Annotated in this window: 20 protein-coding genes and 2 pseudogenes; 7 read left to right on the top strand and 15 right to left on the bottom strand. The window is 58.9% G+C overall.

Annotation, left to right across the window (positions count from 1 at the left end):
- Nucleotides 1-24: 24 nt before the first annotated feature.
- From phnD to OHD58_RS12130, 7 genes and pseudogenes are all read right to left on the bottom strand, one after another.
- A complete protein-coding gene (gene phnD, locus OHD58_RS12160; protein WP_263803559.1) occupies nt 25-1,014 on the bottom strand; it encodes a phosphonate ABC transporter substrate-binding protein in 990 nt (329 codons plus the stop codon).
- Between the two features lie 21 nt (nt 1,015-1,035).
- On the bottom strand, nt 1,036-1,935 hold the full coding sequence (gene phnC, locus OHD58_RS12155; protein ID WP_263803558.1) for a phosphonate ABC transporter ATP-binding protein: 900 nt from the start codon (nt 1,933-1,935) through the stop codon (nt 1,036-1,038).
- A 921-nt stretch (nt 1,936-2,856) separates the two neighbouring features.
- A pseudogene (locus OHD58_RS12150) lies at nt 2,857-3,503 on the bottom strand (3'-5' exonuclease); the annotation flags it as partial.
- Between the two features lie 55 nt (nt 3,504-3,558).
- Entirely contained in the window at nt 3,559-3,915 is a 357-nt protein-coding gene (locus OHD58_RS12145; protein ID WP_263803556.1) for a hypothetical protein, read from the bottom strand.
- Between the two features lie 182 nt (nt 3,916-4,097).
- Nucleotides 4,098-6,311 (bottom strand): xanthine dehydrogenase family protein molybdopterin-binding subunit, encoded by a 2,214-nt coding sequence (locus tag OHD58_RS12140; RefSeq protein ID WP_263803555.1) that lies wholly within the window; start codon nt 6,309-6,311, stop codon nt 4,098-4,100.
- On the bottom strand, nt 6,308-7,285 hold the full coding sequence (locus tag OHD58_RS12135) for an FAD binding domain-containing protein (RefSeq protein ID WP_263803554.1): 978 nt from the start codon (nt 7,283-7,285) through the stop codon (nt 6,308-6,310). Before OHD58_RS12135 ends, OHD58_RS12140 begins: the two co-directional genes overlap by 4 nt.
- Nucleotides 7,286-7,288: 3 nt before the next feature.
- Complete coding sequence (locus OHD58_RS12130) at nt 7,289-7,777, bottom strand: (2Fe-2S)-binding protein (RefSeq protein WP_412177206.1); 489 nt, start codon at nt 7,775-7,777, stop codon at nt 7,289-7,291.
- Between the two features lie 424 nt (nt 7,778-8,201).
- Here OHD58_RS12130 and OHD58_RS12125 point away from each other — a divergent pair, with 424 nt between their 5' ends.
- From OHD58_RS12125 to OHD58_RS12115, 3 genes are all read left to right on the top strand, one after another.
- Nucleotides 8,202-9,158 (top strand): LysR family transcriptional regulator, encoded by a 957-nt coding sequence (locus OHD58_RS12125; RefSeq protein WP_263803552.1) that lies wholly within the window; start codon nt 8,202-8,204, stop codon nt 9,156-9,158.
- A 407-nt stretch (nt 9,159-9,565) separates the two neighbouring features.
- The gene (locus OHD58_RS12120) at nt 9,566-10,801 is read left to right on the top strand and encodes an SAM-dependent methyltransferase (protein ID WP_263803611.1); all 1,236 of its coding nucleotides are present in this window, start codon (nt 9,566-9,568) and stop codon (nt 10,799-10,801) included.
- A 560-nt stretch (nt 10,802-11,361) separates the two neighbouring features.
- On the top strand, nt 11,362-11,550 hold the full coding sequence (locus tag OHD58_RS12115) for a hypothetical protein (RefSeq protein WP_263803549.1): 189 nt from the start codon (nt 11,362-11,364) through the stop codon (nt 11,548-11,550).
- 692 nt (nt 11,551-12,242) lie between these two features.
- Here the strand turns inward: OHD58_RS12115 and OHD58_RS12110 are convergent.
- The 3 genes from OHD58_RS12110 to OHD58_RS12100 form a co-directional block, all read right to left on the bottom strand.
- Nucleotides 12,243-13,037, bottom strand: coding sequence for a tetratricopeptide repeat protein (locus OHD58_RS12110; RefSeq protein ID WP_263803547.1), 795 nt, complete (start codon nt 13,035-13,037; stop codon nt 12,243-12,245).
- A complete protein-coding gene (locus OHD58_RS12105) occupies nt 13,024-13,374 on the bottom strand; it encodes a tetratricopeptide repeat protein (protein ID WP_263803546.1) in 351 nt (116 codons plus the stop codon). Before OHD58_RS12105 ends, OHD58_RS12110 begins: the two co-directional genes overlap by 14 nt.
- A 247-nt stretch (nt 13,375-13,621) precedes the next feature.
- Nucleotides 13,622-13,777 (bottom strand): hypothetical protein, encoded by a 156-nt coding sequence (locus OHD58_RS12100; RefSeq protein WP_263803545.1) that lies wholly within the window; start codon nt 13,775-13,777, stop codon nt 13,622-13,624.
- A 360-nt stretch (nt 13,778-14,137) separates the two neighbouring features.
- On the opposite strand from OHD58_RS12100, the gene OHD58_RS12095 reads away from it, so the two are divergent.
- From OHD58_RS12095 to OHD58_RS12085, 4 genes and pseudogenes are all read left to right on the top strand, one after another.
- On the top strand, nt 14,138-15,076 hold the full coding sequence (locus tag OHD58_RS12095) for a Gfo/Idh/MocA family protein (RefSeq protein WP_263803543.1): 939 nt from the start codon (nt 14,138-14,140) through the stop codon (nt 15,074-15,076).
- 134 nt (nt 15,077-15,210) lie between these two features.
- Nucleotides 15,211-15,323, top strand: a pseudogene (locus OHD58_RS30580) (LysR family transcriptional regulator); the annotation flags it as partial.
- On the top strand, nt 15,268-15,516 hold the full coding sequence (locus tag OHD58_RS12090; protein WP_263803542.1) for a hypothetical protein: 249 nt from the start codon (nt 15,268-15,270) through the stop codon (nt 15,514-15,516). The pseudogene OHD58_RS30580 and the gene OHD58_RS12090, both read left to right, overlap by 56 nt.
- A 143-nt stretch (nt 15,517-15,659) precedes the next feature.
- Nucleotides 15,660-17,306, top strand: a complete 1,647-nt coding sequence (locus tag OHD58_RS12085) for an ATP-dependent nuclease (protein WP_263803541.1) — start codon at nt 15,660-15,662, stop codon at nt 17,304-17,306.
- Between the two features lie 163 nt (nt 17,307-17,469).
- Here the strand turns inward: OHD58_RS12085 and OHD58_RS12080 are convergent, their stop codons facing one another.
- From OHD58_RS12080 to OHD58_RS12060, 5 genes are all read right to left on the bottom strand, one after another.
- Nucleotides 17,470-19,107 carry an RNA-directed DNA polymerase gene (locus OHD58_RS12080; RefSeq protein WP_263803540.1) on the bottom strand — a complete coding sequence of 546 codons (1,638 nt, stop codon included), beginning with the start codon at nt 19,105-19,107 and terminating at the stop codon, nt 17,470-17,472.
- Between the two features lie 158 nt (nt 19,108-19,265).
- Complete coding sequence (locus OHD58_RS12075) at nt 19,266-19,760, bottom strand: hypothetical protein (protein WP_263803539.1); 495 nt, start codon at nt 19,758-19,760, stop codon at nt 19,266-19,268.
- A 20-nt stretch (nt 19,761-19,780) separates the two neighbouring features.
- Nucleotides 19,781-20,275 carry a hypothetical protein gene (locus tag OHD58_RS12070; protein WP_263803537.1) on the bottom strand — a complete coding sequence of 165 codons (495 nt, stop codon included), beginning with the start codon at nt 20,273-20,275 and terminating at the stop codon, nt 19,781-19,783.
- Nucleotides 20,272-21,114, bottom strand: a complete 843-nt coding sequence (locus OHD58_RS12065) for a metallophosphoesterase (RefSeq protein ID WP_263803536.1) — start codon at nt 21,112-21,114, stop codon at nt 20,272-20,274. Before OHD58_RS12065 ends, OHD58_RS12070 begins: the two co-directional genes overlap by 4 nt.
- Before the next feature lie 106 nt (nt 21,115-21,220).
- The gene (locus OHD58_RS12060; protein WP_263803534.1) at nt 21,221-21,976 is read right to left on the bottom strand and encodes an ATP-dependent Zn protease; all 756 of its coding nucleotides are present in this window, start codon (nt 21,974-21,976) and stop codon (nt 21,221-21,223) included.

The following is a 21,976-nucleotide window of genomic DNA, read 5'->3' as shown; positions in this document are numbered from 1 at the left end:
AAAACCAGCTTCGCTGGTCCAGCCTTAGCTCTGCTGGTTCTTGATCTGCTCTTCGAATGAGGCCTTCTGTGCCTCGAGCTTCTCGACCTGCGCCTTCTTGTCGGTGTCCGAGAGGCTGGCGTCCGCCTGCACCTTTGCGATCGCCTTCGTCAGCTCCATGACGCGGATCGGCAGAAGCTGGTTGTTGTCCGAAGGCTTGAAACCGGCCCATTTCAGACCCGCGAGGATTTCCTTTTCCTTCGCAGCATCGCCCGTCGCCTTGCCGGAACCGTAGCTGAACATGAAATCCTTGATCTTGCCCTTGGTCTCCTCGGGCAGATCTTTGCGCCACACAATCGGATCGGACGCGATCAGAGGCGATTTCCAGATCACCTTGATCTTCTTGAACGCCTCAGGATTGTTCTGTTCGACCAGCGTCATGTTTTCGGTGTTGTTCGCTGCGGCGTCGACCTGACCGTTGGCAACAGCCATCGAGTTGGCTTCATGGTTTGCATTGGTCACGTTCTTGAAGCATGTCTTCGGGTCGACGTTGTTGGCCGCGAACACGAATGTGGATGGCACGAGGAAGCCCGAAGTCGAGTTGGGATCACCGAGGCCGAAGTTCAGCGTCCCGTCGCACTTCAGGAGGTCCTCCACCGACGTCAGCTTGCTGTCGGCGGGCGCGATGATCAATGAATAATAACCGGGCTCGCCGTTGGCGTTGGTCTGCTGTGCAAAGACTTCGCCCTCAGCGCGGTCGACAGCTTCCATGGCCGACTTGTTGCCATACCAAGCCATCTGAACCTTGCCGAAGCGCATGCCCTCGATCACGCCCGAATAGTCGGATGCGAAGAACGGATTTATGGTGAGGCCGGTGGCTTTCTCCATATCTGCCAGAAGCGGCTCCCACTTGGGTTTCAGCTGCTGTTGAGACTCAGTCGAAATGATGCCGAAATTGATCTCCTCGGCGTAGGCCGCACCCGAGAGCAGGACGGAAAAAGCGACCGCAGTCGCTCCCTTGATAAATGCGTTCATGACAAGCTTCCCTTTGGTTGGTTATGCGAAGGCTGGCGCGAGATCCTGCGCCGGCAGCTGCTTCGGTTTCACCGGTTGCGATGGGGCGTCCGGCAAAATGAGTTCCTCGGAATTCGATCCATAGAGTTCGACCAGCATCCGATTGGTCAGTTCCGTGGACGGGCCGTCGAAAACGATCCTTCCGTCCCGCAAGGCAACCGTGCGCGGGCAATAGCGGCGGGCGTACTCAACCTGATGAAGCGAGACCACGCAGGTTATCCCCTCGTCGCGGTTGACTGCCGCAAGTATCTCCATGACGCGTCGCGCCGACGAAGGATCGAGAGAAGCAATTGGCTCGTCAGCCAGCAATATGCTCGATCGTTGAACCAGGGTGCGGGCAATTGCGGCTCGCTGCTGCTGGCCACCGGAAAGCGTCGAAGCGCGCTGCCAAGCTACTTCGGGAATACCGACCCGGGCCAATGCGGCCCGCGCCGCCTTCTTTTCTTCGGCGGAGAAGAGGCCAAGCGTTCCGCGCCAGACCGGGATATGCCCAAGGTTGCCGAGCAGGACATTGGACAGAACGGACAGGCGACCCACGAGATTAAACTGCTGGAAGACCACGCCTATTCCCCGGCGCATTTCACGTGCCTTGGTATCAAGCCGGCCGCCATTCTGGATGGAGCGTCCAAAGATCTCGATGTTGCTGTGCCCGCCCTGTCCGACCTCGAGGCCGCAGATATGCCTCAGCAGTGTGCTTTTGCCCGACCCGGACGCGCCGATCAGCGCAACCATTTCGCTCCGCTGAATATCCAGGCTGATATTGTCCAGCGCCCGCTTCTTGCCGAAGCTTTTCGACAGGTTCCGAACCGAAATTGCAGTCATGACGCCTCGCCGTGATGGCCCTGCACAGCTGATGAAGCGGATCAATAACCAGACCGGCACGATGGCGGCCCGCCTGAATTGAGGAACCACTTGAGAAGGCAGGGTTTCGCGGTACGCCTATCCCCACCACATGACGGCCAGCTGACGGTGGCGTGACAGTTACATGACGATCCACAGCGGCACGCACATATCGGCCAAGAAATACCGTTGCCGAAGGAATGGTTGCCCTTCCAATCCCCTCGCTGCCCATCGTCTGCCTCCAGTCCCGGCCTGGAAGATCGGAACCGACGGGATAGCCATGACTTATCTTATAGAATTCGAAAGGAGCGCTAAAGCTATGAGCGAGTTTGCACGAAGCCTACCAGCAGGACTGACACCCCTATGGATGGCGCATCAGGAGCCGCAGCCAGGCGACGATACCCCATTGCCCACGCCTGGTCGTGAGCCATCTCCAGAGGATGACCCCGAGAAGGTTCTTCCTGCGCCAACGCCAGTACCTCCAACTGATCCCGAACAGGATGAAGGGCCGATTGTGCCGGGTTCCGTGCCTCGAGCACTTCGCCATGTTTAAGAAAATCGGCAACACATCACCAAGGAAAACGCCGAAGAAGGAGACACTTGTTCGCGACAAGAAGCCGCCATTCGAACCCAAGCACGTGGATCCACCACCGCGAGACGTACGAGAGGCACCGACTCCAAATCCAAACGGTGATAAGAAAGCTTCCAATGGTTCGTAACTTTCGACCCACACCGGCCTGAGGCCTCAGTTCTGCCTTGGGGAGAGACAGCACGACGCGCCAGGTCCGCAATACCCTGTCCAGCGCCAGCTATTTTGGAGGCAGCATTTCAATCCAGGAACGGACCGGGAGGACAACAGCACGCCGGGCCTGGGTTCGAGAGGGAGAAATGGAAGTAGATCGAGTGCGGCGGCCGGCTGGAAATACCGGGTTCTGCGAGAGCCCCCCTAGATAGAGCAGGTTGTTTCCACATCCCTCGCATCCGCGACTTCAGGTCGACGCGAACTTCACGCTGAGAGGCTGAGTTTTGAGCTGTCGAAGGGGGTGACCACGAAGTCTGCTCGAAATGAGGAGAATGTGTGCGGGGATTAATCGTATCCTCGATGCATTGACATGCTGATCGCCGCGGCTCGTTTGCCCATGAGTGTAGAAGCGTTGTGGGGTGATCAGATGAAGACCGTCCTTGGCGCGAGTCATGGCCACATAGAGAAGCCGACGTTCTTCATCGATTTCGTTCTTTTCGCCAACGGCAAGGTCGATTGGAATGCATCCGTCGACTGAGTTCAGGACAAATACGTTCTTCCATTCCTGGCCCTTCGCCGAATGGATGGTGGAGAGGATAACATAATCCTCGTCGAGATGTGGTGGACCGGCCTCATCACTTGTTGCACTTGGTGGTGCCAGGGTCAGGTCCGTCAATAAGCGCTCCCGGGAGAGATACGCAGCCGCAATCTGCTCGAGTTGCAGCAAATCGGCGCGCCGGACTGTGGCGTCTTCGTGGAGGCGATCGAGATGTGGCTCGTACCAAATGCGGACTTGCTCCAGGTCGCTTGGCCACTTGCCGGATCCTATTCGCAAGCCGGAAAACATGGCGATGAAGCCCGGCCAGTCGAACCGTCACGACGGCACATTTGCATGTGCAACTTCAGCAGGGAAAATCCCGCCTCTACATCATTGAGAGCAGAACTGCTTGCATATGCTCCCTGAGGTCGAGTTCTCCACGCGCCTCGAGCTGGAGAAGGTATGTCGCCTTGACGCGACGATCGGCATCCCCGACGGCGGGAAACCCGCAAACGGCGAGCAGCGCCTTCTCTTCGGCCTGGTTGCTTGCAGTATGGTTATTCCGAAGGCCATGTGGCTTTCGCATCATCTCCATGAACGTCGCGTAAGAAGCCCTGTGCGCTTCGATTATCATCGCCAGATCGACGGAGGCTTCCTGCTGCCTTGCCATACCTGAACGGACAAGCTTCGTGCCGAGAACGACGCTTCCGATTAACATCTTGCGGCGGCTGATCTGAGACATCATGACCTCCTGGAAGTGTGCCTGAGGCAACGCTACCACCCGTCATGGCCCATTCCTGTCAGGATGGTTCAACCGCATGTCCGGGACCGCAGCAGCCTCGTCGGGGCAACGAAGACGACAGGCGTCAGGTCGATTGTCGACTGCCGAGGCCGGCAGCCCCACCCATCGCCCGTCAGGCGCACCTATGCGGTCAGCATATTCTCGATTTGGATCGGCAATTTCCGCACACGCTTGCCCGTCGCATGAAACACTGCGTTGGCAATTGCAGGAGCAGTCCCCACCAGGGCGATCTCCCCCAGCCCTTTCACACCAAGCGGATTCACATGCGGATCGACCTCGTCAACGAAAAGCGCCTCCAATTCCGGCATGTCGAGATTCACCGGCATGAGGTAGTCGGCCATATGGGCATTAACCGGGCGGCCGTCACGAGCATCCAGAACCGTGCGTTCCATCAACGCCATCCCCATGCCGCCGATCATCCCGCCTGTGCATTGGCTTTTGGCGAGCAGCGGGTTCACCACCCGCCCTATGCCATACGCGCCGACAACACGGCGTACCCTGATCGTGCCGACATCAGGATCGATGGCAACTTCAGCAAAAACCGCGCCGAAGGAATGCATTGAATATTTTTCGGCAATTTCCGGATCGCGCCGGGCGAAACCATCAGCCTCAATCGGATTGCCCGCGCTCGCCAGAATGTCCCGGTAGGAGAGCCCTGGCAAGGTATCTCCTCGCCGACGCAGCCGTCCTTCCGTCCATTCAACACCTTCCCTCGACACTCCAAAGACCGGTGAATTCTGATCGGCTATCGCGCGTTGGGCTGCCTGAGACTGCGCCTCCAGACATGCCGCGCGAATCGCGGATCCGACAGATGCCATAGTCCAGGAGCCGCCGTGAGACGGCGTTGGCGGATAGTCCGTCGTGCCAAGCCTGAACCGTACCTGCTCCAGCTGTAGTCCCAGGTATTCGGCAGCAACCTGTGTCATTGATGTGTAGGTGCCCGGTCCCATGTCGCTGGCGGCCGCTTCGATCTCGGCCGTTCCGTCTGCCAGGAGCCGCACCCTGGCGCTCGAAGGCGCATGGAATGCGGGATATGTGGCGGTCGCAGCACCCATGCCGATCAACAAGCGCCCATCGCGCATGGAATGCGGTTCGGGACTCCTTCGGGCCCAGCCGAAGCGTTCAGCGCCAAGCTCGTAGCACCGCATCAGTGAGCGGCTGGAGAACGGCTTGCCTTCTGCTTCATCGATCTGTGGCTCGTTCCGGCGTCTCAACTCGATCGGATCGATCCCAAGTTTGTAGGACAGCTCGTCCATTGCACTTTCGAGCGCAAAGATGCCGCTTGCCTCACCTGGGCCGCGCATATGGTTGGGCGTGCCTGTGTCGAGTTGCGCCAGGCGATACTGGGTGCGCACGTTCGGGCAGGAGTACAGGTAATCGGTGACGGCGGTCAGGGCCTCCGTGAACTGCTCATAGCGACTTGTCTCTCCCGTGCCTTCATGGACAACGCCTGTAAGCTTGCCATCAGGGGTGGCACCGAGCGCAACCCTCTGGAGCGAGCGCGGCCGATGGCCCGTGGTGAAGAACATCTGTTTGCGGGTGAGTACGAGTTTGACGGGCCGCTGGACGTGCCGCGCAGCAAGTGCAGACAGCGTCACATGTGGCCATGTCCTCAGGCTCGTCCCGAAGGCTCCGCCGATGAAGGGGCAGATGACCTCGACGTTCTCGGTGGGCAGGCCGAACACAGCCGCGATCTCCGCCTGCTCATTCATAAGGAACTGGCTCTTGCTCCATAGCGTCAGCCGATCACCGCTCCAGGCAGCGATCGTCGCGTGCGGCTCCATGGGGTTATGGTTTTCGCGGGCCATGTCGTAGTACTCGTCGACCTTGACGGCCGCCTCTGCAACGGCGGCATCGGCATCGCCCCGCGACCTGTCCGCGCCGCCCGCTTCCGGAACGATTCTGGCGACCTGCTGGTCGGCGTGGTCGACCATCGGCCGCTGAGCGTCATAGCGGATGCGAAGAGCTGCTGCAGCGTGCTCGGCATGGTCGAGCGAGTCCGCCACGACGATAGCGACAGGCTGCCCGTAGAAGCGGACAGTGTCGTCCTGAAGGACATGGAGGCGCTCGCCAACTGCCGGATCGATGACACCCTTGTGCGGCAGGTAGGTCAGCTTTGGAGCGTTCCGATATGTAATCAACGAAACGACACCAGGCATCTCTTCCACTTCGGCGGTTTCTATTTCCCTCACCCGGCCAAGACCGACGGTTGCGCTGACCAGGACAGCATAGAGCTGGTCTGGCTGGTTGAAATCAGCGGCGTAGCGCGCCTTGCCCGCAACCTTGGTGCGCCCGTCGACCCGGGTCAAAGGCTTACCAATGATGTTCATGTTCATGCGACCTCTCCTGCCAATTCCAGAGCGCGGACAATCGTCCTGGGCAGGAGCACGACCTTGAAGGCGTTATGGTGCAATGGCCGGACACCCTCAGTCGCCAGTTCCGCGGCTTCCTCGAACGCCTGTCTGTCCGGCTTTTTTCCAGCGAGCGCGGCCTCACAGGCGCGTAGCCGCCAAGGACGCGTGCCAACTCCGCCGACTGCTAGGCGTGCCTCGCGGATCACCCCATTCTCGATAGCGAGGGCGGCTGCGGCTGATACCAAGGCGAACTCGTAGGAAGCGCGATCTCGAACCTTCAGGTAGCGCGCGTTGCGCGCATATGGTCCGCCTGGCACGCGCAGTTCTACGATTAGCTCGCCCGGCAGCAGTGTGTGTTCGAGGTGCGGTGTGTCGCCTGGGATCCGGAAAAGATCCTCGACCGGGAAGCTGCGCTCGCCTTGCGGACCATGGACCCGCATGGTCGCATCAAGTGCAACCAGCGCTACCGCAACGTCCGACGGATGCGTCGCAACGCAATAATCGCTCGTACCAAGTATCGCATGACCCGCGTTGATCCCCTCGATTGCCGCACAGCCCGACCCGGGAGTGCGCTTGTTGCAGCCGACATCAAGCATGCGGAAGTATGGACACCGCACTCGCTGCAACATGTTTCCGCCCATGGAAGCCATGTTCCGCAATTGTGGTGACGCGCCTTCGATCAGGCTCTCCGCGATCAGCGGCTGCAGGCGCTGGACATTGTTATCCGCGGCGACGTCGGCCATCCGCGCGAGCGCGCCGATCAGCAGATCATCGCCTTCCACACGTATGCCACCTAACGGGAGCCCGTTGATGTCGATGAGCCGTTCCGGGCGTTCCACCTCCTCCCGCATGAGATCAATGAGTGTGGTGCCACCAGCGATGTAACGCGCGCCCGTCGCGGCGGCGGCGATTGCTGCCTCAGCGCTACCTGCTTTTTCCAGCGTGAAGGGAAACATGGGTCAACTCCTTTTCGCCGCATCGGCGACTGCCGCAACGATCCCTGGATAGGCACCGCAACGGCAGATGTTGCCGCTCATCCAGAACTGGATTTCCTCAGGCGATCCGGAATGACCTTCCGCTATGCAGCCTAATCCGGACATGATCTGGCCGGACGTGCAGAAACCGCACTGCAAGCCCTCGTGTGCGACGAAGGCTTCCTGAAGAGGATGAAGCTCACCATCCTTTTCAAGGCCTTCGATCGTTTCGATTTGTGCGTCGTCGTGCATGGATGCCAAGGTCAGGCAAGACACGATACGCCTGCCGTCGACGAGAACCGTGCAGGCCCCACAGGCTCCTTGATTGCAGCCCTTCTTGGTCCCGGGGAGATCAAGTGTTTCGCGCAGGACGTCGAGGAGTGACTGCCTGGGATCGATGTTCAGCTGCTGGCGCTGATCGTTGACGGTGAAACTCACCAGCACGGTGATCGACGCCACAGCGGTCTCGGCCATCGCCGTGCTGTCTAACAGCGTCGGGATGACTGAGACTGAGGCCGTGGCACCTGCGAGAGCAAGAACGTCGCGCCGAGACATGTCGGTTGAAGCAACTGGTCGGGCCGCATGGGCCATATCTGACTTGTCATTCATAGGCGCTCCCTGGGCTGGCTTTACTCGAGGCGGGTAACCCTGCAGCCGATTTTCGTGCTGGTCACATTCACGACGTATCGCGGGCCCAAGCGGTATGTCCGGTTCGGCGTCAACGCCCCGATCCGTTCAGTTGATGGAAATCCGCATGGCAAGCCTCCGAGCTGATGATCCTGATGATCATCGCCGATCGATTGACGAATTTACTTGGCCGGGCCAAGCTTAGTTGTATCCCGTGGGAAATCAAATTCAGAATTCACGCACCCCTATTACCAAACCTTATAGAGAGACCATGAACATCCGTCAGATCGAAGCGCTTAGAGCCATCATGAAATCCGGCTCTGCCTCCCGCGCGGCCGATGCCCTGGGAATTACGCAGCCTGCTGTAAGTCGGTTGGTTTCGGAGCTTGAGAAAACGATTGGTTTTTCTCTCTTCGACAGAACGCATGGGCGGTTGGAACCGACGCCGCAGTGCCATCTGTTTTACACTGATGTTGAGCGCACCTTTGTCGGCCTGGAAGTATTAAAGCACACAGCTTCACAAATCCGTGAACGCGGGCCAGGAATTGTCCGGATCGCAAATATGCCAGGCATCGGTTTGCCTATTGTGTCGCGGGCGATCATTGCGTTCCGTCAGATACATCCTGGTGTCGCCGTCGCTGCTCAGTTGATGTCCACCGCGGAGGTCTGGACGGCTGTGGCAACCTGCCAAGTCGACATTGGCGTAGCTCCCAAGGAAACAGATATTTCAGGGGTCGAGTACCAACCCTTTTCAGGCGACGCCGCGGTGTGCGCAATGTCACCGACACATAGGTTGGCGACCAAGGACGTCATCACTCCTGCCGACCTTCACAACGTCGAGTATATCGCTCATACGCCGGCCGCTCGGATGCGGCGGGCATTGGCAGATCTTATGGAAGCGGGCGGTTACAAATTCAACGTTGTCGCTGAAACGCCAATGTGCATGACCCTCCTGTCCATAATCAGCGCAGGCGCTGGGGTTGGTCTTGTAAATCCAGCGTCCATCGAGGGGTTAGGGAACATTGACCTGGTGCTTCGCCCGTTCACACCAATCATGCCGTGCAATTTCTACCTTGGTTATCGCACCGATGCCCAACGATCGCGATTTGTGCGTACAATGGCGAAGTGCTTGCTGGATGCCAGGTCCCCGACTGACCTCGATTCACCGAGCGATCAATCCGGCGGAGGAGCAATGAGCGCGCGCGTGGCAGCTGCCGCAGCAACTTGAAGTGACACCGGCAATAACTCGCGAAGACGTGACTTGTCTTGGGCGGCCCTGAGCCAACGAGCACGCTGCCCGCGGCATCAATACACATTCGGCGTTGGGGAGTCGAACTCCAACCCGCATCTTCGCGAAAGCGGCTCAAATCACGACATTCGAACCAGACGCGCATGACCGCTCCTGGCGCAGCTGCGATGTCCGGCGTGGTCGCCGGCCAACGTCTGGGCTGGTTCCTGCCCATCCTCATCGGCTTCTACACGACAAGTATCCCTTGCGGGTATACTGGGACGTCATTAGGATTTGGCATTCCGGCACCTGCCATTGATCGCCACGGCGAATGTCAGAACCCTGGTGGCAGCGGCAGGTCGATACTTGTCGCCATTGCTATGGGCGGCCGGGAGCCACGATCCATCATGCGTCTGCTGCCAAATTTGCTTTCCCGTTTTGTAAAGAACGGGCGCTTGACTGTCGTCTTCGAGAACGGTTTTAGGCAAACCTTCGGCAGCGGACAAAATGGACCCGACGTGACGATCCGCCTGACCGACAAGGCGGTGGAACGCGAGATTTTCTTCAATCCGGAGCTAAAGGCGGCCGAGGCCTACATGGATGGCCGTCTGGTGATCGAGAACGGCGGCAAGGTATTTGACCTTTTGTCGCTTTTTTCCGTCAACCGCACCGGGCTCGGCGCGCACCCAGTTCAGAAGACGTTGCGGAAGATCTGGCGCGTGTTGCGGCGACGCCAGCAGAACAACAAGCTCGGCCTCGCCGCCAAGAACGTTCAGCATCACTACGACATTCCGACGAAATTTTATGAGCTTTGGCTCGACGAGACGATGACGTATTCCTGCGCCTATTACAGGTCACCGGAAAATAGTCTGGACCAAGCGCAGATGGACAAGCTTCGCCACATCGCCGCCAAGCTCAAGCTGGAACCGGGCATGCATGTGGCAGAGATCGGCTCGGGCTGGGGCTCGCTCGCCATTTATCTCGCAAAATATTGCGGCGTGAAGGTCACGGCCATTAACGTTTCGACCGAGCAGTTGGCCGCGTCGCGCCTTCAAGCGATCGAGGCCGGGGTGGCCGACCAGATCGACTTTCGCGACGTCGACTATCGCGAGGTCACCGGTCAGTTCGACCGTGTCGTCTCAATCGGCATGATGGAGCACGTCGGCGTGGGACATTTCGACGGGTATTTCACGACCATTCGCGGGTTGCTGAAGGAGGGAGGCTTTGCATTGGTGCATGCGATCGGACGTATGTCACCTCCCGGCACGACGGCACCGTTCATCCGCAAGTATATCTTTCCTGGTGGTTATGCGCCGGCTCTATCCGAGGTGTTTGCATCGCTGGAACGCACAGGCATCTGGTGCGCCGACTGCGAGAATCTGCGGCTGCATTATTACTGGACGATCCGCGATTGGCGACACGGATATGAGGCGAAGCGCGACGAGGCAGTCGCCATGATGGGTGATCGCTTCTGCCGGATGTGGGATTTCTATTTGGCGTCGGCCGAACTCGGCTTCCTGAACGGTTCGAACTTCGTCTTCCAGATGCTGATCTCGACCCGCCGTGACGATGTCCCGGTCATACGAGATTATGTTGCCGATGAAGAGAGGCGCTTGCAGGGCTCAGGTGGGTCAGAGACGTGAATTACCCTTCTCGAACAGACTTGCTGATGCCGGGTCGATTCCGGGCTCCGCGATTAAGCTTTGGGAAAGTGGGACAGCAAATGCATCCGTGAGCCAAGCGACCGGGCAAACGGCATCGGACCAACCTGCGTTGCCATCGGAAGATCAAAGCCGACCTCGCTCAAGGGGACGACATTCGTATCCTTGTCTTCACGCCGATCTCCCGGCTGCACTCCGCTGACTTCGAGATCACCCTGGCCGGAAGCGAACAGGTTATTTCTCGGATCAACCGAACAGCCAACCGTACGGGTGCGGTCCGAGTCGTCGGACGGAACCGCAGATCGCCGCGTGGTTTCAAAGACGCTTTGGGGAAGGCAACACTGCTCAAGGCCGCGTGCTCGACCCTTACAGCATCTTGCTCCTCGCCCCGCAAGTTGCTGCTGGTCATTGTTGACACGGAGGATGCGACCCGATTCCGTGACTTTGGTCGCTTGGATTCCCACATACGCCAAACGGCCGACATCACTCGGTCACGGTTCTCGGCTATGATTCGGAACAATCAGAAAATTTGGAGGCGACCCATGCTGGACGAGCGCGAACCGACGCTTGAGGAAATCCTATCCGAACCGATCATCCGCCACGTCATGCAAGCAGACGGTGTTGTCGCTGCCGATATCCGTCGCCTGTATCGCTCCCTGGAACGCGATGGGGAGAGCCCGCCAGCCTTCATGTGCGCTCGGCTCCTTGAGGCCTGTCGCGCGCAGGCATAGTTCCCCGGTTGGTTTGCAGTTGTCGTTCCGGCCAGAAGCTGGCCCGTTCAATGGGCGGTCTACCACGCCGCCGCCATTAACCGCCGTTCCTTGCCGATGATGATGGCCGACCTCCATTCGTCCATCGGCAGTTTGGCGGTTTAGTTTGCCGTCATTTTTTTGGGCTCATCGTTACTGTTTCTCGTCTTCCGGTGGCGAGCGCACAGACAAGGATCGGTCGGATCGAAGTTGTTGCATCGGATCCACGCGATGCTTGCACGCAGCCTCTCTCTGCGCAACATTGGCTTGCCGTCAGCCCGAACAGCGTCGGCAGGCCGCCTCGTCCACAACTCTCCTCACGAAGAGACGAGGCGGCTAGTGTGCCGTCGCAACAATTCGTCGTTGTTGCCAGCGAACGAGCTGCCCATATGGCACCCGGGCACGGGGCGGCGAACCTTCTTGGGAATCAAGCGGAGTTTAGGCAATGACTGGCGCGCCAGCTACGGACGGACCAGCAACCGTCGTGCCCATGTCGACCGCGATCCTCATTCCTCCGTCAGGTGATCGAAAAGGGCCTTCATGTGCCGCCCAAACTCGGACGCCCGCCCAGGAACAATTCGTGGTTCGCATACAGGTGCTCACCCTGTACGACGTCTTCCGACATCCATCCGCGATCTCTGAGAACTTGCTACCAGCCGACGGCCTGACGGAAGCTAGTTCTGGTTTGCCTTAGCCGTCGCCGCATTTTCACGCAAATCGCGGACTAGCCGATTGTCGGGATCGAGTCGAAGGGCTTCATCGAAATCGGAGATCGCGCGTTCAAAATCACCATTGCTCCCATAAGCGAAGCCGCGGTTTGCGAATGCGTCTGCGAAATTGGGATCAACCTGGAATGTTCCGTCCGACGATTCCCAGTGAAGGTCTTTCCTGAATACGGAATCCGATCCACTCGCGCGGGCTTCCTTGTGAAGCCGGATGGCCTCGCTCATGTCAGCAATGACGCGGTCGAAATCCTTCAACAGGAAATAGGCGTAGCCTCGGTTGTAGTAGGCGGTTGGGTCCGACGGGTTGCGCCGGATGGCTTCAGCGGCATCGTCAACCGCGAGCTGCGCGTCGCCCAACACGCTGTAGGCGAAGCTGCGGTCCTTGTAGCCCCTTGGATTTTCCGGATCGAGGCGGATTGTTTCGTTGAAATCGCGGATTGCACTGTCCCAGTTGTCTTTTTGGGCATGGGCGAGACCGCGAGTATTTAAGGCATCGACCTGGATTGGATCGAGCCGGATCGCCGCGCTACATTCCACGATGGCGCGGTCGGCTTGACCGATCATGAGATAGGCCAGCCCACGATTTGCGAATGCCCTGGCGAAATTCGGGTTATGCGAAACCGCTCTGTCGAAATCAGCGATTGCCATGTTTGCCCTGCCCTCGTGCATATAGGTGAGGCCGCGGACGTCGTAAGCCACGGCGCTCGTGGGGTCGAGCCGGATGGCCTTGTTAACGTCGGACATCGCCCGTTCCAGGTCGCCTTGTGCGATAGGCCTCACCACGGACCGTGTAGGAAAAGGAATCCTTCGGATCGCTTTGGATCACCTCGTCATAGTCGGAGATCGCGCCGTCGAAGTTGCCCTGTCTGTAATAAAGGAATGCCCGCTTCCGGAAGGCTTCTGTTCGCTGGTGCGGGGTGATCTGGTGATTTTTCTCCAGAAGCTGCGAACAGACCTCGATTGTCCGGTCCGTGACGGGTGATTCCGTGCACAACGCAAGCAGCGATTCCTGACCTTGTGCCTGCGCTAATGCGGCGAACATGGCGAGGGCAACTGTCGTGAGGCTAGCTGTTCTCTTCATGAATGGCCGTCATTCACGCAAGGTCGACTATTGCGCGCGCGACACCGATGATGAAGTAACTTTTGACGACAGTGGTTGGGCGACGGACGCCGGAGGCCTCAATATCACTGCCTCGATGTCCTTTCGACACGATGCGACAGGCCGGGAATATCCGCACACTCGGTCAGGGTCAAATCTTGAAGGATGCGCACGGGCCGCCCCGGAAACCGTTTCGACGGGGGCTCGATTTTAAGGGCTCTCCGGACACTCACGTGCCATTGAACATCGCCAACAGCGCCAGCAACAACATGCCATTGCAGAGCACGACGATGCCGTCAAAAATCCTAAGCTGCGGAACGCCGATCAACGCCAGCCCCGTACCGAGCAGCCCGCCGATCAATGCCATGTATGTCAGCTCAATCATGCCGCCTCCTACGCGCAGATCATAGCACGCAGCGCGCCAGCCAAGCAAAGCCTGTCCGCAATGGGACTTGGTTGTGTAAGAACGTTTTCACAGAGCCAGGGTCGCGAGCCGTCGTTGCGGCTACTGGATTGCATGGTCCGCTGCGCGCAACCTTCAGCGCGATCAAGTGCACGAGGTCCCGTCAGTTCTCAAAGTAGATATTCTGGACGAAAGCGATCAGTGCATAATCGTGTCCGGACAACGCGTCGCGAAGCGCCGGGTATGCTCCCATCTTCGGCGCTTGAACCGGTGCTTTCCCCTCTTTGACGGCGATGTTAGCGTCGCGCCGTAGGTCAGCCCGACGCAGCAACAGGATCAACAATGACCAGACGCAGGATCGCCGTCATCGGCATCGGCAAGATTGCCCAGGACCAGCATTTGCCGGTGATCGACAAGGGCAGCGATTTCGAACTGGCCGCAACCGTTTCGACCCGTGGCTTGGCGTATGGCAAGATACCGGCTTTCCGCAGCCCGGCCGACCTCTACCAGGCACTGCCAGAGATCGGCATCGTCGCCATCTGCACACCGCCCGGCGTTCGCCATCGCCTGGTGCGCGAGGCGCTGGATGCCGGCAAGGACGTGCTGATGGAAAAGCCGCCGACGACGACCATTTCGGAATTCGATGACCTCGTCGTCCATGCGCGGGCTAGGAAGCGGGTGCTCTTCCAGACCTGGCACTCGCGCTACAACGATGCCGTCGCCCGTGCCAAGGCGATCCTCAAGCGCGAGGGCGTCGCCTCACTGCGCATCGACTGGCGCGAGAGCGTGCGCAAATGGCATCCCGGCCAGGATTGGGTATGGGAGCCCGGTGGCTTCGGCGTGTTCGACCCCGGCATCAACGCACTTTCGATCTTCACTGAGATCCTGCCCTTTCAGGCCTTCGTTGAAAGTGCCCGCATAGCCTTCCCTTCAAACCGCCAGGCACCGGTGGATGCAGAGCTGACCTTCAGGACGGCGGGCGCGGGCGGACCAAAGATGAGTGCCGGCTTCAATTGGCTCGAGGAGAGTGGCGAGATATGGACCATCGCAATCGAGACGGCGAAAGGCACGCGCCTCAAACTGGAAAAGGGCGGCACGGTTCTGACCGTGAATGGTCTCCTCACGGTCGAGGCACCGTCGGAAGAGTATGAGCGAATCTACGAACACTTCGCCCGACTGCTCGACAAGCGCCGCAGCGAAACCGACGGTTCGCCGCTCAGGCTCGCGGCCGACGCCTTTCTGCTCGGCGCACGCGAAAACGCTGCGCCCTTCGAGTGGTAGCGCGGCGTTACCGGTGAAGCGGATCGGCGAACCGATTATAGCCTGTCGTCTGCTAGCGTTTCTCAGCCAACATCGAGCCAACTCGATTGTTGTGATGGATGTCTCGAACGACGGCAAGGCGCGCACCAATTCCGCTCCCACGCGTCGTGATAAGCCTGCCTGGCACGCGCCCCATCAGGATTCCCCGCGACATGTATGGCTGCGCAGAACGATCGTCGCCGCCGTTGCTGACGTTGGGCGGCATTGATGCCGCCGCCATCCCAGCCCAGCAGCGCGAGAGCTTCGATATGTTTGAAAAATATTGGCGGCCTCGCCGACAGGGGGGGCGCAACCCGACCGTCCACTATCGAGAAGGCATTTGGCAAAACCAGCGTTCCCGGTCCTTGGCGTCCAACGCGATGCGCGTTGGTATGGGCGGTCCGCTGCTCATCGTCATCTAAGGGTAAGGAATGCCCGCGACTTAGAAGATCAATGACGGCGGATGGGCTGGCGCTCGTGGTCTTGAGGCCGGACCGGGTTAAACAATCGATTCGCCTTCGCCCGTGCGTGACTATAGTTTGGGCGTGCTTGGGGGATTCCGCGTTTGAAGATTACCCGTGTCCAAATCGCAAACTGGCGGTCGATCAAATACGTCGACTTCTATCCGGAGGACATTTGTATCCTTGTCGGGGCTAACAACGCTGGCAAAACGAACATCCTATCGGCGATAAATTTTATTCTGGGGGAGCGGTGGCCTATGCCCGCGAACCTCGATGACTCCGACTTCTATGGGCGTATTCGCGACAACAGCGTCTACATTCGGCTCTGCCTAGATCATCCATACGTTTCCGAGATCGAGTTTGACACGTCTAAACCACAATATTCGCTAAACGCTCTCGACAACCAAGGAAGGCCCGTCCGACCCTTCACGAATGCCCACCGGGAGGAGCTGGCCTTCGCCTATGTTGATGCCAGCCGCAACTACGAGCGTCAGTTCTCTACCTCTCGTTGGTCGATCTTTGGTCAGGCGTTGCGCCACCTGCATCAGACTCTGAAGGACAGCGGCGAGCAGCTGACGCAGCTCCGCGAGGCGCTGAACACCGCGCATGGACTGCTGCAGACGGAGCAGTACAAAGCTTTTGAGCAGGAACTAAAAAATGCCTTCGCGGCTCAGCTGAAGACAGCCCGCTACGACGTCTCATTCGAATTCCGCACGCTCGAGGAGACGAACCTCTATCGTAGCCTTTATCCGACGCTGGTTGAACACGGTGTGCCTCGGAGCCCGCTCGAGGTCGGCTCGGGCGTTCGGAACGTGCTAGTGCTTGCGCTCTTCCAAGCATTCGCGAAGTCTTTTCGGGGAGACGCGGTGCTCGGCATCGAGGAGCCCGAGTTGTATTTGCACCCTCATGCGCAGCGCAGCCTGATGAAACAATTCGAGGGGCTGGCAATGGCAGGCAACCAGATCTTCATTTCCACTCATAGCGCGCATTTCCTGGATGTGGCCCGCAGCGACCGCATCGTGCTTGTGGATAGGTGCAAGGACGAAGATGACGAGGTCTGCACACAAGTGCAGATGGCCTCCAGCGAAGACCTGCTGGCAGCGCGAAAGAAGCTGCATCCCTATCGCGACCAGATGACGGTCGACTCGGTACGAGCCTTCATCCGGAACGTCCGCACGGCCGAAATGACGGAGGTGTTCTTTGCGAGCGTTGCTATAGTAGTCGAAGGTCCGTCCGAGCGCGAGGCGATGCCAGTGTTCGCCCGTTCCTGCGGCCTGGACTTCGACGAGTATGGTATTTCCGTTGTGTCCGCGGGCGGCAAGGCCACTATCGATACGCTGGCGCAGCTGTATGAGGTGCATGGCATCCGGACCTACATCGTCTTCGACAATGACGGCGGAAAGCCTTCCGAGAAAGCCGCCAACCGGACGCTGTGTCGCCTACTTGGGCTCCACGAAGCGGACGAGCCTGCCGCCTGCGTAAATGACAACTATGCGATCCTGCAGGGCAACTGGGAACTGCAATGTCGCGCGCATGTGGAGGCGATCCAAGCGGGCCTGTACGACGAGTTGGAGATAAAAGCGCGGATCGAACTCGGCATCTCCAGCGATCGCAACAAGCCCTTGGTAGCCCGGTTCGTCGCCGAGGCCCTAGTCCAGCAGGGCTACATCCCCCAATTTGTGAAAGATATCCTCGCTGCGGTGAAGAAGAAGCTGCCCGAGGTGCCCGGTTCCGAGGGTGTATTCGGCTAAATCACGCGGTCCGCCCTCGTGTGGTCTCCATTCCAAGTCTGTGTGCGTCATGCCCTCAGGAAAGGCCTGCAGCGCGTGTGTAAGCAAGCATATGCTGCCACGATCCGCCGCTGCCTCGGCGGTCGACGCAGCGTTTAGCTAAAATGTGCGGTCTAGGTCCCTCCTATTTCGCCATTGCCTTCGTGAGCAACTCATTCAACGGACCGAGAGCGCCCCACTGCGCTCTCGCGTTGCTGCGTTCGTTCCTCGGCCAGTATCGAGACGAAAAATAGATGGCAGATTGCACGTATGGGGAGAGCGACCCGTAAACAGCGATCAATGCGCGCCGTCTCGCCGCGTCGCCATATCGGCCAACGTAGATCGCTGCCGTCGCCCTCGTCGCGTCGTGCACCGAGCCATCCTTCAGGATTTGGAGTGCCGTCTTAACCGGAGCATCGTCAGGCGGCTCCTTGGTGATCAGTGCGGCCAGAATCCACATTACCTGCCAGTCCACCAGTGACCGGTCTTCAATGCTTCGGCAGAGAAACTGATAGATGGTAATCTGGGGCAGAAATTTCGCCAGATAGGAAACGTAAATCTGAGACATTGACGGCCGTTTCTTGAATGCGTCGAGAACATGATCAACCGCGTAATCGGATGAGGCTTTTGCGAATAGGGGGAGACAGAAGCGCTCGATGGTTTCCTCATGTCCAGGATGGTCGGCGATGGCATCAAATAGTACTTTCGTGGCCTTGAGCTCAAGGTCTTCATCATCGTCTTCACCGTCGTGCTCGGTTTCCGGCTCGTCCTCGTCTTCCCATTCTGACTGGAATCCATAGTCAGCGTCGAAGTCCTCTTCATCGATCTGGTTTGAAATCTCTTCCACAGCCTGTTCAAACAAGGCTTCAAGGTCCGGCTCCTCCGTGTTCAATGCAGTCTTCGGCATGATCGCGGACTTGGCCTCGTTAAGCACCAAATCGTAGCTGCGGAGTTCGGGAATCAATTGCCTCATCAACTGTTCGGACGCGTCGACACTGCTGAGGAATATGTACATGTCGTCGACATACCGCGCGGACGGGATGTCTTGATCAGCAAGGAAGCGGTCGATAGGTTCCATATAGAAATTCCCGAGCAGGTCGGAAGGATAAATACCTTGGATAATGCCCCTCGAACTCCTCTCGCCCGTGTAGGCCGTGAGCAGTGCTTCTAATCGTGTCAGAAACTTAGTGGGATAACCGGCGTCAGCGAGGACGTTGATCAGCGTGTGTTGATTCAGTGATCCGAAGAAGTTCGCGACATCTATCTTCACAACGTACTTGTTTTTCTTGCCGGACGAGTGCCGGCTCAGCGCCTTCTGAAGTTCTGCCCAACACGCCCGCGTCGACTTAAACATGCTGGGTGAACCGCCGTCTTCAAGCTGATGGCTGAACGATCGCGATTGATCAGTTTTCGCTTCGATGATCGGAGCTGCCTTGTCGGCCAAGAGTTGGTAGAATAACCGGTCTTTCGGCAACAGAATGCTGCCGGGCCGGGAATAGGCTGGACCTGGCCTCGGCGGACGAACTCTTACTCGCATGCGGTGCGATTTGGGGACTTCGATCGTAAGCGGCAGGCCTGGCTTGTATTGGCCGTCTTTCAGCTCCCGCTTGACGATCTCGACGAGATCCTGACCGACTTTCCGATAGATGAAGCCGATATGCGGCGCGTAGATGAAGTCCGAACGCAGATCATGGATGACGCGCTGGAGCGACAAGGTCCAGTCCGCGTCGGAAAGCCCAGCGAGGTCCATTCCAAAGGGCTCTCCGAGTTTGATATCTCCCAAGTCGCCCCTCCCAAAGTCTCTGCGCAACACAGCACAGGCACGGCTAAAAACGCAATAAATAAACTCCTAGCTCGGCTGCCACCCGATTCTTCGCCAAAGTGGGCCGCCAACGCGCTCCCCGGCAAGCGTCGAGCCCCCCAACAAACTGCGCACCACGCTCATTTGCCTAGCACCCCAGCACTTTCCAAAATCCGATTGCGTGCTGCCTCGTTTAGTTTGCTCCAGCGAATGGCGACCGCGGGGAAAAAGAGCATCATGATCATCTCCTCGAGCCAGCCGACCGCGGCCTGCTCGTCGGCGAAGTCGACGTAGACCTTCATCGATGACGTAGCGATGCGATTGCCCGGCGGTCGTGCGAAGATAAAACGGCCGCTCTGGTGTTCGGCATACCGCTTCAGTTCGTCATAAAACAGCCGCACCACCTGCTCGCCGTTGGGCTCGACGATCCTGTCGAGCAATGTGGGCTTGAACTCGACATCGATTCCGCTCCCTCGGAAGACGTCTTCTGCGAACATGTACGCGAGACTAAACGTATACGGGTGGAACTTTACTCCAACACGAACACGGTCTTCCGTGGAGCCAATATCGAACTGTCCGCCATGGCCGAAGGCGTAAAGCTTCAGCTTCCTGCGGATTTCGTCGGGCACGTTCACGGCAGACGCTCCGTTTTCGCTCATAGGCCTACGACCTCGCTCCTCTCCAAGAGGCATTGCCGATCTCTTTCGTTGAGGAGCCGCCACGGTAGTGCAGTCGCCTTCAGCCCAAACATCCAGATCGTTTCGGCCAGCCAGTCTCTCGCTGCTTCTTCGCCCACTTCGAAATCGGCGAAGATTTCCAGGCTCGACAGAACCGTCGTCCTATCGAGCCGCGGGCTTACATGAAAACGCCCCCTGTGCTCGCAAGCGTATCGATAGAACTCCAGGAAGACTGAGGCGGCCAGCATTGCCCCGTCTATGGGACGGGCTGGCCCAAGGACAACTGTGACGTTGTTTCGAATGCCCGAAGCCTTGAACAGCCGATCGACGAACCGCATTGCGCCGCAGATCTCGTGGACATGGAAATCAACAGTGACACGCAGAACTTTGCCAGCCTTCGCGACCTCAAAATGGCCGCCGTGTCCGAGCGCGTAGTTGCCAAGCTTCCTCCGGATTCCAACCAGACCGTTCACTGTAACTCTTCCGTGTCGATGACGAGATCCCAGCGAAAGCCGTTGTTGCGCTCGTTGGCGAAAGCCAGGTAGCCGCGCGGGTTGCAGACGATTCTGGTCCTACCGACAGTGACATCGGCGGGATGGTGCGTGTGACCGCACACCCAAAGAGCCGGAGCGGCTTCGGAGTTCAGGATGTCACCGAATAGATGCTCGCTGCAGGCGAACAGGTAATTGGCATCGCCGCGATGACCGCCACGATAGAATTCCGGGGTGCAGTCGGGGTGCGGCAGGTGATGGGTGACGACCACCTTCTTGCCATTAAACGGGATCGACAACTCCCGTTCGATGAAGCCGTAGGTCAAGATGTTGAGGCCCAGCATCACCTGCGGCGACAGCCGCTCCCCGTTACCCTGCCGGATCTGCGAGAAATCGGCGAGTTGGTTCGGTGCAGCTGTCATCCGCCACCGCAGATCAGCCTCTTTCTCGAGACCCATTTTGAAATCCGTCCACAGCGTGCCGCCGATGAAAAGAACACCGTCAATCTCTGCGATGTCGTCATCCAGCAGAATGAGTGGTTGCCGCCAGGATTTTGACGCCTCGGCTGCCTCCTTCATTGCGCGATGATCGGAGGGCTTCGACCGGGCGCTTGAGCCGCCCCAGTAATATTCGTGGTTTCCCGGCACAAAGATCAGAGGCAGATCGTAACGACGCACAATGTCGAAGGCCCGGCGCTCGAGATCGGGCGCATAGCAGAGATCGCCGGCGCAGACGATGACATCCACCCCGTCGGGAGCCTGGGACGGCAGTGGAATGTCTTGCATTTCGAGGTGCAAATCCGACCAGATCCAAAGCCTCATATCGGCCCTCGCAAATTACATCTTGCCTGCATGTCGGACTTCCGATCGGCCCGGTTGCGCAGGCTCTTCCCGTTGGTGCCGCCGCGTTTCGCCGTGGCGTTCCAAATCATGGCGGGTCGGCCACCATCTTCCTGACCTGGGTGACAACCGCATCGAGTTGGGAGCCTTCCAGGGTGTCGTGTATCAACAGCTCGCCCGCCACGAATTCGATGGCTGGCCGACGCCGCACGACCAACTCGCGAGCAGCGTCGCAGGCATTGTCCAGCCGTGCATTCACCCGCGCTGCCAGTTCCCGGTTCTGGAGAAGGATCGTCGTTCGATCTTCGGTGCTGCGATAAAGCAACGGCCAGTCCCGTGCGAAGCCAAGCCTGGTCTCCATGTCGAAGGCAAGTCGGGTCGCGACAGCGAGATCGCTGGTGTCGTCGTCACCGGCACACGCCACGATCGGCCCGAGCAATTCCTGTTCGGCGGCACGTCCGGCCAGTGTGCAAACCAGGATCCCAGTGAGCAGCTCTTCCGTCGGCTCATACGCACTATCGCGGGATCCTGCGACAAAACCACCCTCCGGGGCATCGATCGTGATCATCGTCACCTCACCGAGCTCCAGCCGGATGCGCGCCACGGCGTGCCCAGCCTCGTGGATCGCCATGCGGAAACGCAGATGATCGGGCCTGGCAATTTTTGAGGAGGCAAGGATTGCTTCGATGTCGGCAAAGGTGAGCGGGTGCTTCTCGCTGCGAGCCTTGCGGCGGGCCTCGCGCATCACGCGCTCGATATCCGCCCCGGTCATGCCGTTGGCTCTACGCGCCAGGTAGCGAAGCACGCGGTTGGCGGCAGCGGGGTCAGTTGCGGGAGCGTTCAT

This window comes from Mesorhizobium sp. ZC-5 (genome assembly GCF_025753855.1).
GTDB lineage: Bacteria > Pseudomonadota > Alphaproteobacteria > Rhizobiales > Rhizobiaceae > Neomesorhizobium.
Note: the sequence above shows the minus strand (reverse complement) of the source record. Positions and strands in the feature narration are given on the sequence as shown.